Below are 16100 nucleotides of genomic sequence, written 5' to 3'. Positions count from 1 at the left end.
ATCAGTCCGCGTCCTTCCCCTCGCCGTCGAGCAGCTCGCCGAGCCGCTCGCGCAGCAACGTGAGTTTACCGTGGAAAAAATGGTCGACCTCCGGCAGCAGCAGGAGTTCCGGACCCGGTGCCAGCTCGTTGACCCATTCCACGACGCCATCGGCGTCCACGAGTTCGTCTTCCTCGCCCTGGACGATGATCCACGGACACTCGGGCTGACGCTCCGTGGCAACCGGCAGCCGGCCGACGGGCGGCGCCACGGTGATCAGCCGCGCCGGCGTCCGCCGGGCGGCGGCATGCAGCGCCACCGCCGCGCCGAACGAGAACCCCGCGAGCCAGGCCTCGCCGCCGAAACGCCGCGCGGCCCAGTCCCACACCGCCAGGGCGTCGTCCACCTCGCCGACGCCCTCGTCGTAGCTGCCCTCGCTGGCACCGACGCCGCGGAAGTTGAATCGGATCGCCGCGAGGCCCCGTTCGTTGAACACGCGGCACAGCGTGTGCACGACCTTGTTCTCCATGCTGCCGCGATGCTGCGGGTGGGGATGGCAGGCGACACCGTAACCGGCGGGCTCGCCCGCTGGCGGCAGCTCGAGCAACGCCTCCAGCTCGCCGGCGGGACCCGGGATATTTACCTCTTCACGCCGGGGCAGCTTGCGCATCCGCGCCCCCCTCGGCAGCAGCCTTCTTCGGTTTGCCCGGCGCGAAGTAGACGATGGTATCGCCGGGCTTGGGTTCCAGCTCGTGCTGGACCGAGAACAGGTCCACGTCGCCGTCCGAATCCAGCAGGATGACCTGCATCGCGTCCTCGGGCCGCTCGCTCAGGAAATCGCTGTAGCTGTAGTTTTCCGACAGCTTCGTCTTGTAAAAGCCCCAGCCCCGCACGTACAACCGCCACAGCCGCTCGAACACCGCATCCTTGCCGAACGCCACGTTGCCCCGGCGCGGCCGCGCGATCGCCTTGGGATCGTCCTCGGTCTCCGTGCCCATGGGCAGCTGGAAGACGTGGCGCTGGCCCACCTCCGGCGCGATCTGCGTGCAGACGAGCGCGTTGTAGGCGTCGTTGCTGGTGGCCGCCAGTACCGTGCGCACGTGCGCGAGTTCCACCGACTCCTCGGCGAACTCCGAGAGGATGTCGCCGTAGAAGACGGGCACGCCGGCCAGCCGGGCTGCGCGCAAGTTGTGCCAGGAGGAATCCGCCACCAGTACGTTCACCTTCAGTCCCTGCAGCGTGCGTGCCAGTTCGATGGTCCAGGGCGAGGCGCCGACGATCACGACGCTGTCGCGGTGGCGCGACGACAGCCCGAGACGTCCCGCCAGCCAGTTCAGCGACAGGCCGTGAGCGAAGACGGTGGCGAATATCACGGCGAACACCAGCGGCAGCAGGACGTCGGCGTCGTAACCGGCGTCCACCAGCCGCGGCCCCATGACACCGGCGGTGGCAGCGGCGACGATACCGCGCGGCGCGATCCAGGAGAGCAGCAGACGCTCGCGGAATTCCATCTTCGCGCCGATCGTCGCCAGCATGATGGCCGCGGGTCTGGCGACCACCATGATCGCCGCGATCAATGCGGCGCCGCGCCAGCCTATCGAGGTCAGGGACTCGACATTCAAATCGGCGGTGAGCAGCACGAACACCACCGACACGAGCATGATGGTGATGTACTCCTTGAAGCGCTTCATGTCGCCGATGCCCGGCAGGTTCATGTTGGCGACGACGATACCCATGATGGTCACGGCCAGCAGCCCGGCCTCGTGCTGCATCAGATTGGAGGCCTCGTAGACGACGAGTACGAGGCCGAGCATCACCGGACTCTTCAGATATTCCGGCACCATCCCGGCGCGGAACGCACGCCCCGTGAGCCAGCCGCCGAGGCCGCCGAACACCAGCCCGGAGGTGATGGCGAGGCCGACGCCCTGCATGACCTCCGCCAGCCCCGAGCCCTCGCCGCTGAAGACGAAGAACTGGAACACCAGCACCGCCAGCAACGCCCCGATGGGATCGTTGACGATCCCTTCCCACTTCAGATAGGAAGCGGTGCGGCGGTTCAGCGCGCTCTGGCGCAGCAGCGGCATGATCACCGTCGGACCGGTCACCACCATGATGGCGCCGAACACCAGCGACACGGCCCAGTCCAGGCCGCCGATGTAGTGGGCGCACAGGGTGGCGGCCGCCCAGCCGAACGGCGCCCCCAGATAGACCAGCCGCTGGACGCCCCGGGCCGCCTCCTTCAGTTCGGCGAGCCTGAGGCTGAGCCCCCCCTCGAACAGGATGATGGCAACGCACAGGCTGATGACGGGGCGCAGCAGATCGCCGAGTTCCGCGCTGGGATTGATCCAGCCGAGACCGGGGCCGACGATCAGTCCGGAACCGGCCAGCAGCACGATCGCCGGCAGGCGCAGGCGCCATGCCACCCACTGTGCTGCCACGCCCAGCGCGACGACGCCGACGATGACGAGGACGATCTGATCTTCATGCATCGGGGATGCTCGCGAGGAAACAGCGGCGTACGGTAACGGTCGCGCCTGCGACCCGCAACAGCGGGTACGCCTCGGCGCACCGGCCCCGGGCAGCGCCGGTTTTCTGGCCGTCGATGCCCTAAATACCGTAAAATTAGTAATTTACGGACGAATATCCGCGGCAGGCGCAAGACGCCGTCGCGGAACGGAGTCGCACAGTGTCCAACAAGCGCATCGAACTCGAAAACACCTACTGCGCGCAGAACTATCACCCCCTGCCCGTGGTGCTGAGCCGCGGCGAGGGCGTCTACGTCTGGGACGACGAGGGCCGCCGTTATCTCGACATGATGAGCGCGTACTCCGCGGTCAGTCACGGGCACGCGCATCCCCGCCTGATCCAGGCGCTGACACGCCAGGCGAGCGAACTCAGCATCGTCTCCCGCGCCTTCCACACCGACAAGCTCGGGCCGTTCCTGAAACGCATCTGCGAACTGACCGGCCAGGACAGGGCGCTGCCGATGAACACCGGCGCCGAGGCGGTGGAAACCGCGCTGAAGGCGGCCCGCAAGTGGGCCTATACGGTCAAGGGGGTGGAGCGCGACAAGGCGGAGATCATCGCCTGCCGCAATAACTTCCACGGGCGCACCATCACCATCGTCGGCATGTCCAGCGAGGAAGCGTACCGGGAAGGCTTCGGCCCGTTCCCGCCCGGCTTCCGGCTGGTCGATTTCGGCGACGCGGAAGCGCTGGAGGCCTCCATCACGCCGAACACCGCTGCCTTCCTGGTGGAACCCATGCAGGGCGAAGGCGGCATCGTGATACCGCCGCCCGGCTACCTGGCCGAGTGCCGGGAGATCTGCCGGCGCCACAACGTGCTGCTGATCTGCGACGAGATCCAGACCGGCCTCGGGCGCACCGGCCGCTTCCTCGCCTCGGAGTACGATGACGTGGTGCCGGACGGACTGATACTCGGCAAGGCCCTGGGTGGCGGCATCCTGCCGGTGTCGATGTTCCTGGCCCGCCGTGACGTCATGGACGTGTTCCGGCCCGGCGACCACGGCAGTACCTTCGGCGGTAACCCGCTGGCCGCCGCCGTCGCGCTGGAAGCGTTGAACATCATCGTCGAGGAAGACCTGGCGGCGCGCAGCGCGGCGATGGGCGCCTTCCTGCTGGAGGAACTCCGGCGTATCGACAGCCCGCTGGTGCGCGACGTGCGCGGCCGCGGTCTGTTCGTGGGGCTCGAGATCGATCCGGACAAGGGCAGCGCCCGCGACGTCGTGGAACGCCTGATGCAGAAAGGCGTACTCAGCAAGGAGACTCACGAGACCGTGGTGCGGCTGGCACCGCCGCTGTCCATCACCCGGGAGCAGCTGCAGTGGGCGCTGGCGCGCATCGAAGAGGTACTGACCGACATGGAGCAACTGCGCAAGGCGTCGTGAGGCGCGCGCAGCAGGAGCATGCCCGGTCCGCCCATCATGATCATCGGCCTGGCACTGCTCTCGGCGCTGGCCGGCGGATTGCTCGGGTGGTACCTGCATGCCGAGCGGCATCGTCGCCAGCGACTGACGACGGCTGCCACCTGGCAGGAAAAGCTGCAGCTGGAGGAACTGGCCAAGGAGCGGCTGCGCAAGCAGATACGCAGTCTGGCAGGGCGGCTCGACGCCGCGCGCCGGGCCGAGCGGGAGGCGCGCCAGCGCCACGCACGGACCACGCGGGAACTGGCCGGCGTGGCGGCCACGGCAGACGAGGCGTCGAGCGCGCTCACCGACTGCCGCGTGGCGCTGGCGGCGACCAATCGCAAGCGCGACGAGCTGCATGCCCAGCTGCAGCGTCTGCTCACACGCAGCCGGGAGCTCATGGCGGCCTCCCGGGCGAAGGACGAGAAGATATTCACGCTGAGCCGGGAGCTGGAGAGCTGGCAGGAGCGCCTGCCGCCCCTCGTCTATCGCTTCCGCGAGAAGGCGGCGGAGGCCACCGCCGCCCACCGGGCGCTGGATATGGAGCGGGCGCGGGCGCGGGAGCTGGAGGATACACTGCGCACGCGCATCCTGCCGCTCACCGATCCGCCGCTCGATGCCGACGGCGGCGGCAATGGCGGCCACGGCCATGCCGGGGGCGACGGGGGCGACCGAACGATGCCGGTCCCTCGGCCCAGGGACGACCTAAAGCGCATCCGCGGCATCGGCCCGGTCCTCGAGCGCCTGCTGAACGATCTCGGCATCCATCGGCTGCAGCAGATCGCGGAGTTCGGCCCGGACGACGTCGAGCGGGTGCAGGCGGCCCTGGAGGACTTCCCGGACCGCATCGAGCGCGACCACTGGGTGGAGCAGGCCCGCACACTGATTTCAGAGTACCGGCCCGGGGCCGGTGAAACATCCTGGACAGGGAGGACGGAAACATGAACCTGACGACGACGGCTTTCCGAGACGGCGAACGCATCCCCGACGAGTTCTGCTTCGGCAACCCGGCGGACGAGGGTCACATGACCCTGGGCGCGAACCGCAACCCGGACTTCACCTGGGCGAACCTGCCGGAGGGAACCCGCTCGCTGGTGCTGCTCTGCGTCGACGTGGACGTGCCGAGCAAGGCCGACGACGTGAACCAGGAAGGTCGCACCATCCCTGCCGACCTGCCACGGGTGGATTTCTATCACTGGGTGATGGTGGACATCCCGCCGGGCATCGCCGGCATACCCGCGGGCTCCTGCTCCGACGGCGTCACGCCGAAAGGCAAGAAGGACCCGTCCGGCCCGGATGGTGCGCGACAGGGACTGAACGACTACACGAGCTTCATGGCCGGCAATCCGGACATGGCGGGCGAATACTTCGGCTACGACGGCCCCTGCCCGCCGTGGAACGACGAGCTGCTCCATCATTACCACTTCGTGCTCTACGCGACGGACCTCGAGCGGGTGCCGGTCGAGGGGAAATTCACCGGCCAGGACGTCATCGCGGCGCTGGAAGGGCACATCCTCGCCGAGTCCCGGCTGGTGGGCACCTACACGCTCAATCCGGACGTCGGCTGACGCCCCGCACCGGCACGCGGATCAGCGCACGGCGTCCGGGCGGACGGTGAAGTCCACGATCCGTATCCGGGTGCCGGGCTCGCCCGCCGGATAGCGCTCGTCCAGCACCTGCGCCAGGGCGTCGTCCTCGTAGACGCCGGCGGGGGCTGCCTGCAGCACCCGGGCGTCCACCGGCCGGCCGCTGGCATCCACCTCGACTTCCACCTGCACGAAGCCCCGCCGCTCCCGCTCGTCGGTTACGCCAGCGGGCGGCACCGGCTCCAGCATCGGCGGCGGCGCCTCCAGTTCCGGCAGGCGGCGGCGGGGCTCGCCGAGCAGTTCGGCCACGTCGAGGCTGTCGTAACCCACGAGCAGGTCGAGGGGATGCGCCTCCACGGCAATCTCGTCGTCGCCGGTCGCCCGCTCGAAGCCGCCCCACAGCTGGACGGCGACCACCAGCATGGCAGCGACGACTACGCAGGCAGCCAGGAACGAGGCGAGAAAGCGCAGCACCGCTCAGCGACCCTCAACAACCCTCGGGGTCTTCCCCGTCGAAGGACAGCGCGCAGGAATTGATGCAGAAACGCAGCCCGGTGGGCTCGGGCCCGTCCGGGAAGACGTGGCCCAGGTGGGCACCGCAGGTGGCGCACAGGACCTCGTCGCGGACCATGCCGTGACTCGTGTCCCGCTCGGTGCGGACCCGTTCGCCGGCCAGCGGCAGCCAGAAGCTCGGCCAGCCGGAGCCGGAGTCGTATTTGTGTTCCGAACTGAACAGCTCGGTGCCGCAGACGACACAGGCATAGGTGCCGTCGTCCTTCTGGTTGACGTAGCGGCCGGCGAACGGCGGCTCCGTGGCGCCCTGCTGGGTCACCCGCCAGGCCTCGTCGCCCAGTCGTTCGCGCAACTGCTCTTTCGTCTCTTCCGTCATTGCCTAGTTATCCTCCGTCGGCCGGCGGCCGTTTGCCGTGGATCGATTCTAGCGCGTCGGGCCGGGTTCATTGCTCCCCGTCGCCGGCGAGCTCCAGCAGCAGCCGGTTCATGCGGCGCACGTACGCGCCCGGATCCTCCAGCGAGCCGCCCTCGGCCAGGCGGGCCTGATCGACCAGGACCCTCGCCAGATCCTCGAAACGGCCCTCGTCGCTCTCGGTGGACAGCCGCTGCACCAGCGGATGGGAGGGGTTGATCTCGAAGATGGGCTTCGTCTCCGGCAGCTTCTGCCCCGCCGCCTCCAACAGGTGACGCATCTGGCGGCCGACGTCGTGCTCCGAGAGCACGAGGCAGGCGGGAGAATCCACCAGCCGGCGGCTCACGCGTACGGTCTCCACCTGATCTTTCAGCAAGCGCCGCAGCTTCTTCAGCAGTGGCTTCTGCTCCTCGTCCAGCGCCTCCTGTTCCGGACCGCTCTCGCCGCCCGGGAGTTCCGCCCCGCCTCTCGCGACGTCGCTCAGCTTCTTGCCCCTGTACTCGGGCAGCTGACCGATCATCCATTCGTCCAGCCGGTCGTGCAGCAGCAGTACCTCGATGCCCCGATCGCGAAACACCTCGAGCTGGGGCGCCGAGCGCGCCTTCTCCAGGCTGTCCGCCACCAGGTAGTAGATGGCCTCCTGATCCGTCTGCACACGGCCGATATAGTCGTCCAGCGACTGGTCCTGGGTGGCGCCTTCGCTGCGGGTCGTCACGAAGCGGAGCAGCGCGGCGATGCGTTCGGCGTTGCCGGGGTCCTCGCCGATCCCCTCCTTCAGCACCTCGCCGAACTCGTCCCAGATCTTCTGATAGGTCTCCGCATCGTCCGCCGCCGTCTTCTCCAGCAGCTCCAGGGCGCGGCGGGTCAGAGCGCTGCGCAGCGCGTCCAGGGTGGGATGGGACTGCAGCAGCTCCCGCGACACGTTGAGCGGCAGGTCGGCGGTGTCGATGACGCCGCGGACGAAGCGCAGATAAAGCGGCAGGAACTGCTCGGCGTCGTCCATGATGAAGACCCGCTGCACGTAGAGCTTCAGCCCCCGGGGCGACTCCCGATTCCACAGGTCGAACGGGGCGCGGCCGGGGATGTAGAGCAGGCTCGTGTACTGACGCTTCCCCTCCACGTGATTGTGCGACCAGGCGAGCGGGTCCGTCGGGTCGTGGGTAAGGTGTTTGTAGAACTCCCGGTATTCCTCATCGCCGATCTCCGCGCGGGGCCGCGTCCACAGGGCCGTGGCTGCGTTCACCGTCTCCCTCTCGCCGTCGCCGTCCCCATCGCCTATGGGCATGGTGACCGGGAATGCGATGTGGTCGGAGTAACGGCGGATCAGATGGCGCAGCCGCTCGGCGGCGGCGAACTCCTTCGCGTCCTCGCGCAGATGCAGCACCACGCGGGTGCCCCGCTCGGGCCGCTCCACCGAGCCGATGCGGAATTCACCCTGACCGTCGGACTCCCAGTGGATGCCGGTGTCGGCCGGCTGGCCGGCCCGCCGGCTGTAGACCTCCACCCGGTCGGCGACGATGAACGAGGAGTAGAAGCCGACGCCGAACTGACCGATGAGGCGTGAGTCCTTGCGCGTATCGCCGGTCAGCGACTGCAGGAACTCCGCCGTGCCGGACTTCGCGATGGTGCCGAGGTTGGCGATCACCTCGTCCCGGTTCATGCCGATGCCGTTGTCGCTGACCGACACCGTGCCGGCCTCGGCATCGAAGTCCACGTCGATGCGGAGCTCCGGCTGATCCTCCATCAGCGCCGGATCGGCGAGCGCCTCGAAGCGCAGCTTGTCGGCGGCGTCGGAGGCATTGGAGATCAGCTCGCGGAGGAAGATCTCCCGGTTGCTGTACAGCGAGTGGATCATCAGGTGAAGCAGCTGCTTCACCTCCGCCTGGAAACCGAGCGTCTCCGCGCTGCGGGTCTCTGCCATGTCGCCCTCCCCTGGATGGAACCTGTGCGTTGCCCGGCCGCGGCACGACGGCGCACCGGCGGCTCCGGGCAGGTCGGAGTGTGGGGACGTTGGCGGAGTTTTCAACCCGCGGGGCGGGTGCGGCTCAGGAGTGGCGTGCGGTCCAGCGTGCCGTCGGGTGACGGGCCAGCCAGGACATGGCGGGAGCCAGGACGGCGATCAGGCCGGCCACCAGGAGAGCGCCGGCGACCAGCGGCAGGGTTGCGGCCGCGACGGCCAGGCCCACGCCGATGAGCGCGCCCGCCAGCAGCGCGACCAGGCGCGCGAGGAGACGGCGGACCTGCTCCCACAGCAACGGCATGGACCAGACGAAGTCGTCCATGTCATCCAGATACTGCAGCAGCCGTTCCATGTTCTCTTCCGCCGAATCCCTCAGCAATCAACATATTCTAACGCTTTCTTCGTGTCAGCGGTGCGAATTCAACCATAAGATGACGCCGCGGAGCGCAAGCCGGCCTGGCGCCAGCCCGGATGCCTCAGCGCACCCGCCGCAGGACGGGGCGGCTGTCCCGCGGCGAATCCTCCGCCATGAGCATCGCGGTGCGATTGGCTTCCTTGGCGTAGGCGATGGCTTCGTGCACCCAGCGCCAGCGCTCGCGGGTTTCTTCGGTCTTGAACAGCGCCAGTTGCTCTTCTGCGCCCGGTTTTGCTTTGGCCATAGTTTTCGAAATCGAGGTGGGAAGAATCCGTTGTTCTTCTGTCAGTCGGTTCGTGCTGCCGGGGCCGGCCTCACGATTCGTCGCGGTCACTGCGGTTGCGATCGCTCCAGTTCCGTTTCACTTCCTCCGCCCAGTTGCGGTAGCCCTTCCAGGTATAGAGCGAGGGGTCCAGAGCACCGCGGCTGCGCGGCCGGTCTCCCCGCCGTGAGAGCCACTTGCGGTAGGCGTCCCAGGGCTCGCCGTCGCGGCCCTCGTCCCGGTCGGTCACGGACACCGTCTCGTCATGGTCCCCGTCCTCTTCCGGGCCCGCGGCCCAGCGGATGTCCTTGTCATCAGGCATGGCTGATCCCACTCCCAGCAGATGGGCGAACATTACGCTGGCAGGGGTGCCGGAGCGAGGAACTGCATCACAATGAACAGCGTTAAAAAAGACAGCTAAATCAGCGGGTTCAGCCACCCTATTTGACTTAACGAACGGCGCCGGGCGCCACGCTGCGGGCTTTTTGACTTAAGCGGGACGATTACGGAAAAAGGCGGCGGCGCGCCGCTCCGGGTTCAGGCGACCACCTCGTAGCAGGGGCTGTAACTGCCGGACAGTTTCATACGCCCCTGGGCCACGAAGGCGCGGAGCAGGTCGTCCAGCAGCGGCATGATCCTGCCGGAGGCCTCGATCCGGAAAGGCCCCCGTTCCTCGATCATGCGGATCGTATCCTCCCGCACGTTGCCGGAGACGATCCCCGAGAAGGCGCGGCGCAGGTTGACGGCCAGCTCCTCCGGGGCCTGTTCGGGATGCAGGGCAAGCGAGGCCATGGACTCGTGGCTCGCCCGGAATGGCACCTGGAAGTCGTGATCGATCTTCAGGCGCCAGTTGTAGTAGTAGGCGTCGCTGTGGCGCTGGCGGAAATCGCGCACGTCGGTGAGTCCGGACTGGATCGTCCTGGCCACGGACACCGGGTCGTCGACGATGATGCGGTAGCGCTGCTGCGCCGCCTCGCCGAGGGTGGCACCGACGAACTCGTCGATGCGGCGAAAATAGTCCTCGCTGCCGGCCGGTCCCGTGAACACCAGCGGGAACGGCACGTCGGCGTTATCCGGGTGCAGCAGCACGCCGAGGATGAACAGGATCTCCTCCGCCGTGCCCACGCCGCCGGGGAACACCACGAAGCCGTGGCCGACCCGGACGAACGCTTCCAGCCGCTTCTCCATGTCCGGCATGATCACCAGCTCGTTGACGATGGGGTTCGGCGACTCGGCGGCGATGATGCCGGGCTCCGTGATGCCGATGTAGCGGCCGTCGCGGATGCGTTGCTTGGAGTGGCCGATGGTCGCGCCCTTCATGGGGCCCTTCATCGCACCCGGGCCGCAGCCGGTGCACACCTGCAGGCTGCGCAGGCCCAGCTCGTAGCCTACGGTCTTGGTGTAGTCGTATTCCTCACGGCTGATGGCATGGCCGCCCCAGCATACGATCACGTTCGTGTCGGCCGGCGCCCGCACGATGCGCGCGTTGCGCAGCACGTGGAAGACGGCGTTGGTGATGGAATCCGACCGGGCGAGATCGAACTGCCCGCCCTCGCGCAGCTCGTTGTCCACGAACACCACGTCGCGCAGGACCGAGAACAGCAGCTCGCGGATGCCCCGGATCATGCGCCCGTCCACGAAGGCGGAATCCGGGGCATTGCGCAGCGCAAGCCGCACGCCGCGGTCCTGCTGGATGATGCCCACCTCGAAATCCCGGTAACGGGCCAGCAGCTCCCGGGTGTCGTCCGTCATGGAGCCGGAAGTGAGCACCGCGAGCGCGCAGCGCCTCAGCAGCCCGTAGAGGCCGCCTTCGCCGCGGTTGCGCAACCGGTTCACCTCTTCCTGTGACAGGAGTTCGAGGCTGCCCTCCGGAGAGACTTCGATATCCATGCTGTTCGCCTGTCGGGGGTGCGCGCCGCCCGGCGCGCCGGATTCAGGGGCGGATCTCGATCGGCGTGTTCTCGCGGGTCATCAGCCAGATGTCCACCATGGCGGCATTGGACACCGCGATGCAGCCGTCGGTCCAGTCGCCGGAACGGTAGAACTCCGGGGTATAGCGCGGCTCGTTCGGGTAGCCGTGGATCATGATCTGGCCGCCCGGGTCCACGCCGAGACGCCGCGCCCGCTCCCGGTCCCGCGCGTTCGGATAGGAGATGCGGATGGAGAGGAAGAAATCGCTGTTCTCGTTGCGCAGATCGAGATAGTACAGGCCCTCCGGCGTGCGCGAATCGCCCTCCTCCTGCTTGTGGCCCTCCGGCTCCATGCCCAGGAAGATCTCGTAGCTGGCGAGGATCCGCTTGCCCTTCACCAGGTGAAGCTTGCGGTCGGATTTCTCCACCACCACCTTGTCGGCGACCTCGAGCGTGGCTTCGGCCCCGCCAGGCGCCACTACGGCCAGCGCGGCGAGCGCAAGTGGCAGCAGCGGCGCGAGCCCCACCCGCCGCCTGCGTCCCGGCCTGTGCCATTGCCTCCCGCGTCGCATTCTCTGTCCTCTCGTCCCGCTCATCGTCACCGCGTATCCGGCTCCCCGAGGGCGAAGATTATGCTAATGCCGGCGCCGGCAACAGACAAACACGTCTCATTCCTGCCGTCGGCGCCGGCGCGGCGCCCGGCGCTCGCCATCGAGATTGCGGCCGATGATCCAGCCGATGGCGAACCCGATCGCGCCTGCGCCCGTCGTGTAATAGGGAAGAAAGCGGAACAGGAGTTCCGGCGTGCGGGCGCGGCTCGCCATGCCGCCCCAGTCCAGCATCAGTCCGAGGTGCAGGTAGAGAGAGAGTCCCAGCGCCGGGATCGCGAAACCGAGAACTCCCAGCAGCCAGCGCCGGTCCGCCTCATGCCAGCGCCAGCCGTCTCGCGCCAGGGCGTAGAGCAGCAGCGCGAGGGTGAGCGCCGGGGGCAGCAGGTTCGGCAGCGCATGGGGACCGTAGTCCTCCGCCTCGAGTATCACGGCGGCCGCCGCCGCCAGCAGGACGACGGGTGGCACGAGCGACCAGTGGCCGAACATCAGCCGCCCCGGCCCGCGGCGGCGCCCTTCACTCGGCGGCTCAGACCCAGCATGTCCAGTTGCTGCCGGCTCTCGACGACGCGGCCGTCCTCGATCCGGTCGAGCAGGAGGCCCTCGAAGCTCACCCGGGCGCCGGTCGGCGGCGTGGCGTCGAAGACGCCTTCGTGCGTACCGCTGAAGCGGACACGGGTGGCCACACGCCCGTCCTCGGCAACCTGCTCCAACACTTCCAGCGCGAGGTCGGGAAAGGCGCCGTGCAGGCCGCGCCCGATCGAGGAGAGCACCTCGCGGGCATGACGGGAGCCGTTCACGGTGGCGCCGGGCGCGAAATAGCGGTCCCAGTCCTCCCAGCGGCCCTCGATGACGAGCGCCTGCAGATAGCCGCGGACGAGGGCTTTATCGTCGTCGCCGCTATCGCAGCCGGCGAGCACGAAGAAGAGCAGCAGCGGGAGAATCGGCAGGACTCGGCGCATGGCGATCGGGCTCCGGGCGGCGGCAATGGCATCAATGATAAGGAGAGCGAAATCCGCCATATCGAGAACAGATCACAGATTCGCTGTCGGTTTCCGTATAGTTTACGTAACCTTGCGAGCGGCGGCTCCGTCGGAGGGAACCCCCGGCCGCCGCGTCTGCCGAAGCAATGGACCGTAGCCCGCGGGAAATCGACCGCCGGATGTCGACCATGGATACCGAGATGCAAAACAGCCGCACCGCACTCACCGCCGCCGTCATGGCGACGGCGGCGGCGCTGCTGCTGGCCGTTGCAGGCGTCGCCGTCGCCGGCCCGGGTATAGGCGCCACCGAAGAGGTGGTGGACAATCCGGAGGACGCCCGCGAACAGCATGACGACAGCGAGCCCGAGGTGACTGCCGCACGGGAACGGCCGCAGGCCGAGCGGCCCCTGACCACGCTGGAGCCGGTGGAGTGGGGCCGGGCCCGGGAGTCGGACGCGGAGGCGCTCGAATTACTGGGCAGCACGGTGCCGCCCGCCAGCTATCAGCGCCTGTCCTGGTCGGCCACGGAGCTCTTCGAAGGCATACCCGTGGACACGCCGGTGCTGGTGATGAATGGCCGCTATGCCGGCCCGGTGCTGTGCCTCACCGCAGCGGTGCACGGAGACGAGCTGAACGGCATCGAGATCGTGCGCCGCGTGCTCCACGACCTCGACCCGCAGAAGCTCTCGGGCGCGGTCATCGGCGTGCCGATCGTGAACCTGCAGGCGTTCCGCCGCGGCTCGCGCTACCTGCCGGACCGCCGCGACCTGAACCGCTATTTCCCCGGCAACCCGGACGGCAGCGCCGCTTCGCGGATCGCCCACTCGTTCTTTACCAGCATCGTACGCCACTGCGACGCCCTGGTGGACCTGCACACGGGTTCCTTCGACCGGGCCAACCTGCCGCAGCTGCGTGCCGACCTGCGCGACCCCGGCGTTGTCACCCTGACCCAGGGCTTCGGCGCCACGGTGATCATCAACAGCATCCCGGCCGACGGCACTTTGCGCCAGGCCGCCACGGACTCGGGCATCCCCACGGTGACGCTGGAGGCCGGCGGTCCTTCCCGTCTGGAGACCGAGGAGGTCAGCCACGGCGTGAAGGGCATCGAGACCCTGCTGAATACGCTGGGCATGGTGCGCAAGGTCAGTCTATGGGGCGACCCGGAACCCGTGTACTACCGCTCCACCTGGGTGCGCGCCAACCGCGGCGGCATCCTGCTGTCGGAGGTGGATCTGGGCCGGCGGGTGAACGCCGGCGACCTGCTCGGCACCATCACCGATCCCATCACGAACGCCAGGACCAATATCTATGCGCCGACGGACGGCCGGGTGATCGGCATGGCGCTGAATCAGGTGGTCATGCCCGGTTACGCGGCCTTCCATATCGGGCTGCCGCGACCCGAACCGAAGACCGCCGAGGCCGACGCCGCGCCGGCGGAAACCGGCAGCAGCGTCGGCGAGGAGGAAGATGTCCAGCCGGCGACGGAGCAGCCAGCCGAGGAAGCGTCGGTGGCCGCGTCGGACTCCCGCGGCGACGTCAGCGGCGTAGAAGACGCGGCCGGGGAAGCCGACGCCCCGGGCGCCGGGGCGGGCGATCAGTAGCCGCGCGCCTTCAGCGCGTTGATGCGCTCCTCCAGCGGCGGGTGCGTCATGAACAGCTTCTTCAGGCCGTGCGCCCCAAGACCGGCGATGCCGAAGGCCGACAGCTGCTTCGGCAGCTCGCTCGGCTCGTAAGTCGCGCGCAGCTTCTCGAGCGCCGCCACCATCTTCTCCCGGCCGGCCAGCTCGGCGCCGCCCGCGTCCGCGCGGAATTCGCGCCGCCGCGAGAACCAGTGCACGATGATGGTCGCCAGGATGCCGAAGACGATCTGGGCCACCAGGCTGGTGAGGAAGAAGCCGATCCCGGCACCGTGCTCGTTGCGGAACACGACCCGGTCCACGAAGAAACCGACCACCCGCGAGAGGAAGATCACGAAGGTGTTCAGCACGCCCTGCAGCAGCGTCATGGTCACCATGTCGCCGTTGGCGACGTGGGAGACCTCGTGGGCGAGTACGGCCTCCGCCTCGGCCTGATTCATGTTGCGCAGCAGGCCGGTGCTGACGGCGACCAGCGCCTTGTTGCGACTCATGCCGGTGGCGAACGCGTTCACCTCGGGCGCGTCGTAGATCGCCACGTCCGGCATGCCGATGCCGGCACGCCCGGCCTGATTCTGCACGGTTGCCAGCAGCCAGGATTCGGTGGAGTTGGACGGCTGCGAGATGACTTTCGCGCCTGTGGTCCAGAGCGCCACCTTCTTCGAGATGGCGAGAGAGATGAACGAGCCGGCAAAGCCGATGACCGCGGAGAAAATCAGCAGCGACGTCAGGTTCAGCCCACCTGTCTCCGAGACGATGCTCTCCAGACCGAAGACCCGGAATACGATGCTGATGACGGCCAGCACCGCGACGTTGGTCGCCACGAACAACAGGATTCTCTTCATATGCACTACTCCTGGCAGTACGAGCTCAATGCTCTGCAGAACGATCCATAATGGGTCCGCCGCCGGCCGATTCAAGCGCCGGAGCCCGAGTATGACCCGCCGGCGGCGCTACAATTCCGAAGTAATGTCCTTCGCCGTACCAAGGTTTTGCCGATGAACGACGCCGGCACCCGGTCCGCGGCCGGCGACTCGCGCGGCCGCGAGGCCCTGATCCGGGCGGCGCTCGCTCTGCAGCGCGCCCTGGTCCTGCTGCCGTGGCCGGCGCAGCGGCTGCTGGGCCGCGGGTTCGGCGCGGTCGCCTTCCGCCTCGCGCGGCGCCGGCGCCGCATCGCGGCGCGAAACCTGGAACTCTGTTTCCCGGAGCTCGCCGCCGATGTGCGGCGCCGCCTGCTGCGCCGCCACTTCCGATCGCTCGGCATCGGCCTGATGGAGGTCGGCCTGGCCTGGTGGGCCAGCGACCGGCGTCTGCGCGCCATGGCCACGCTGGAGGGCCTTGAGCACCTCGAAGCCGCCCGTGCCGCCGATCGGCCGGTCATCCTGGTCGCCGGTCACTTCACCACCATGGACCTCGCCTGCCGGCTGCTGGGTCTCGCCATCGACTACGACGGCATCCAGCGGCCCTTCGGCTACCCGGCGCTCGACCGGCAGCTCACCCGCGGCCGGCTGCGCGCCGCCCGCGACGTCTATTCGAAATTCGACCTGCGCGGCATCCTGGATGCACTGGCACGGGGGCGCACGCTGTGGATGGCGGTGGACCAGGCCCAGACCAGCAGCCGGCCGGTGGTGGCACCGTTCTTCGGGCTGCCGGCCCCGACCACCGGCAGCCCGGCCCGGCTCGCCGCCCGGAGCGGCGCCGCCGTACTGCCGGTGGCCGGACGACGGGAACCGGACGGGCGCTACCGGGTCACCGTGGAGCCCGCGCTGGAGGATTTCCCCGGTGGCGACGAGGTGGCCGACGCGGCGCGGCTGAACGCCGTCGTGGAGCGCCACGCCCGCGCGGCACCCGACCAGTACTACTGGATCCACCGCCGCTTCAAGGGCGACCCCTCACACTACCAGGACGTCTGA

The 16100-nt window shown here is 68.4% G+C and carries 18 protein-coding genes; 5 read left to right on the top strand and 13 right to left on the bottom strand.

What is annotated here, in order from left to right; translation table 11 throughout:
• Nucleotide 1: 1 nt before the first annotated feature.
• Together ACJMKZ_RS02415 and ACJMKZ_RS02410 are read right to left on the bottom strand one after the other, a co-directional pair.
• Nucleotides 2-649 carry an alpha/beta hydrolase gene (locus ACJMKZ_RS02415; RefSeq protein WP_405231602.1) on the bottom strand — a complete coding sequence of 216 codons (648 nt, stop codon included), beginning with the start codon at nucleotides 647-649 and terminating at the stop codon, nucleotides 2-4.
• Nucleotides 627-2468: a cation:proton antiporter gene (locus ACJMKZ_RS02410; protein ID WP_405231601.1), complete on the bottom strand. Its 1842-nt coding sequence runs from the start codon at nucleotides 2466-2468 to the stop codon at nucleotides 627-629. Before ACJMKZ_RS02410 ends, ACJMKZ_RS02415 begins: the two co-directional genes overlap by 23 nt.
• Nucleotides 2469-2665: 197 nt before the next feature.
• Between ACJMKZ_RS02410 and rocD the strand changes: the two genes are divergently transcribed.
• From rocD to ACJMKZ_RS02395, 3 genes are read left to right on the top strand one after another with little or no spacing between them, the layout of a single operon-like run.
• The gene (rocD, locus tag ACJMKZ_RS02405; protein WP_405231600.1) at nucleotides 2666-3886 is read left to right on the top strand and encodes an ornithine--oxo-acid transaminase; all 1221 of its coding nucleotides are present in this window, start codon (nucleotides 2666-2668) and stop codon (nucleotides 3884-3886) included.
• Nucleotides 3887-3904: 18 nt separating this feature from the next.
• Complete coding sequence (locus tag ACJMKZ_RS02400; protein ID WP_405231599.1) at nucleotides 3905-4849, top strand: hypothetical protein; 945 nt, start codon at nucleotides 3905-3907, stop codon at nucleotides 4847-4849.
• The gene (locus ACJMKZ_RS02395) at nucleotides 4846-5472 is read left to right on the top strand and encodes a YbhB/YbcL family Raf kinase inhibitor-like protein (RefSeq protein WP_405231598.1); all 627 of its coding nucleotides are present in this window, start codon (nucleotides 4846-4848) and stop codon (nucleotides 5470-5472) included. Before ACJMKZ_RS02400 ends, ACJMKZ_RS02395 begins: the two co-directional genes overlap by 4 nt.
• A gap of 21 nt (nucleotides 5473-5493) precedes the next feature.
• On the opposite strand, the gene ACJMKZ_RS02390 is transcribed toward ACJMKZ_RS02395, so the two are convergent.
• From ACJMKZ_RS02390 to ACJMKZ_RS02345, 10 genes are all read right to left on the bottom strand, one after another.
• Nucleotides 5494-5964 (bottom strand): energy transducer TonB family protein, encoded by a 471-nt coding sequence (locus tag ACJMKZ_RS02390; protein WP_405231597.1) that lies wholly within the window; start codon nucleotides 5962-5964, stop codon nucleotides 5494-5496.
• A 13-nt stretch (nucleotides 5965-5977) separates the two neighbouring features.
• Nucleotides 5978-6379, bottom strand: coding sequence for a peptide-methionine (R)-S-oxide reductase MsrB (msrB, locus tag ACJMKZ_RS02385; RefSeq protein ID WP_405231596.1), 402 nt, complete (start codon nucleotides 6377-6379; stop codon nucleotides 5978-5980).
• A 67-nt stretch (nucleotides 6380-6446) separates the two neighbouring features.
• The gene (gene htpG, locus ACJMKZ_RS02380; RefSeq protein WP_405231595.1) at nucleotides 6447-8336 is read right to left on the bottom strand and encodes a molecular chaperone HtpG; all 1890 of its coding nucleotides are present in this window, start codon (nucleotides 8334-8336) and stop codon (nucleotides 6447-6449) included.
• Between the two features lie 124 nt (nucleotides 8337-8460).
• On the bottom strand, nucleotides 8461-8727 hold the full coding sequence (locus tag ACJMKZ_RS02375; RefSeq protein WP_405231594.1) for a hypothetical protein: 267 nt from the start codon (nucleotides 8725-8727) through the stop codon (nucleotides 8461-8463).
• 124 nt (nucleotides 8728-8851) lie between these two features.
• Nucleotides 8852-9124 (bottom strand): hypothetical protein, encoded by a 273-nt coding sequence (locus ACJMKZ_RS02370; protein WP_405231593.1) that lies wholly within the window; start codon nucleotides 9122-9124, stop codon nucleotides 8852-8854.
• Nucleotides 9105-9374: a hypothetical protein gene (locus tag ACJMKZ_RS02365; RefSeq protein WP_405231592.1), complete on the bottom strand. Its 270-nt coding sequence runs from the start codon at nucleotides 9372-9374 to the stop codon at nucleotides 9105-9107. The genes ACJMKZ_RS02370 and ACJMKZ_RS02365 overlap by 20 nt, the downstream gene beginning before the upstream one ends.
• Before the next feature lie 215 nt (nucleotides 9375-9589).
• Entirely contained in the window at nucleotides 9590-10942 is a 1353-nt protein-coding gene (gene ppnN, locus ACJMKZ_RS02360) for a nucleotide 5'-monophosphate nucleosidase PpnN (protein WP_405231591.1), read from the bottom strand.
• Between the two features lie 43 nt (nucleotides 10943-10985).
• Nucleotides 10986-11534 carry a L,D-transpeptidase family protein gene (locus ACJMKZ_RS02355; RefSeq protein ID WP_405231590.1) on the bottom strand — a complete coding sequence of 183 codons (549 nt, stop codon included), beginning with the start codon at nucleotides 11532-11534 and terminating at the stop codon, nucleotides 10986-10988.
• Between the two features lie 96 nt (nucleotides 11535-11630).
• Nucleotides 11631-12059 (bottom strand): hypothetical protein, encoded by a 429-nt coding sequence (locus ACJMKZ_RS02350; RefSeq protein ID WP_405231589.1) that lies wholly within the window; start codon nucleotides 12057-12059, stop codon nucleotides 11631-11633.
• Complete coding sequence (locus ACJMKZ_RS02345; protein WP_405231588.1) at nucleotides 12059-12532, bottom strand: ester cyclase; 474 nt, start codon at nucleotides 12530-12532, stop codon at nucleotides 12059-12061. The genes ACJMKZ_RS02350 and ACJMKZ_RS02345 overlap by 1 nt, the downstream gene beginning before the upstream one ends.
• A 209-nt stretch (nucleotides 12533-12741) precedes the next feature.
• Here ACJMKZ_RS02345 and ACJMKZ_RS02340 point away from each other — a divergent pair, with 209 nt between their 5' ends.
• Nucleotides 12742-14154 carry a succinylglutamate desuccinylase/aspartoacylase family protein gene (locus tag ACJMKZ_RS02340; protein ID WP_405231587.1) on the top strand — a complete coding sequence of 471 codons (1413 nt, stop codon included), beginning with the start codon at nucleotides 12742-12744 and terminating at the stop codon, nucleotides 14152-14154.
• Here the strand turns inward: ACJMKZ_RS02340 and htpX are convergent.
• The gene (htpX, locus tag ACJMKZ_RS02335; RefSeq protein ID WP_405231586.1) at nucleotides 14148-15032 is read right to left on the bottom strand and encodes a protease HtpX; all 885 of its coding nucleotides are present in this window, start codon (nucleotides 15030-15032) and stop codon (nucleotides 14148-14150) included. The genes ACJMKZ_RS02340 and htpX overlap by 7 nt on opposite strands.
• A gap of 153 nt (nucleotides 15033-15185) precedes the next feature.
• Between htpX and ACJMKZ_RS02330 the strand changes: the two genes are divergently transcribed.
• Nucleotides 15186-16100 (top strand): LpxL/LpxP family acyltransferase, encoded by a 915-nt coding sequence (locus ACJMKZ_RS02330; RefSeq protein WP_405231585.1) that lies wholly within the window; start codon nucleotides 15186-15188, stop codon nucleotides 16098-16100.

Origin of the sequence: Lentisalinibacter salinarum, assembly GCF_040706555.1 — a bacterium.
Lineage (GTDB): Bacteria > Pseudomonadota > Gammaproteobacteria > Steroidobacterales > Woeseiaceae > Lentisalinibacter > Lentisalinibacter salinarum.
Note: the sequence above shows the minus strand (reverse complement) of the source record. Positions and strands in the feature narration are given on the sequence as shown.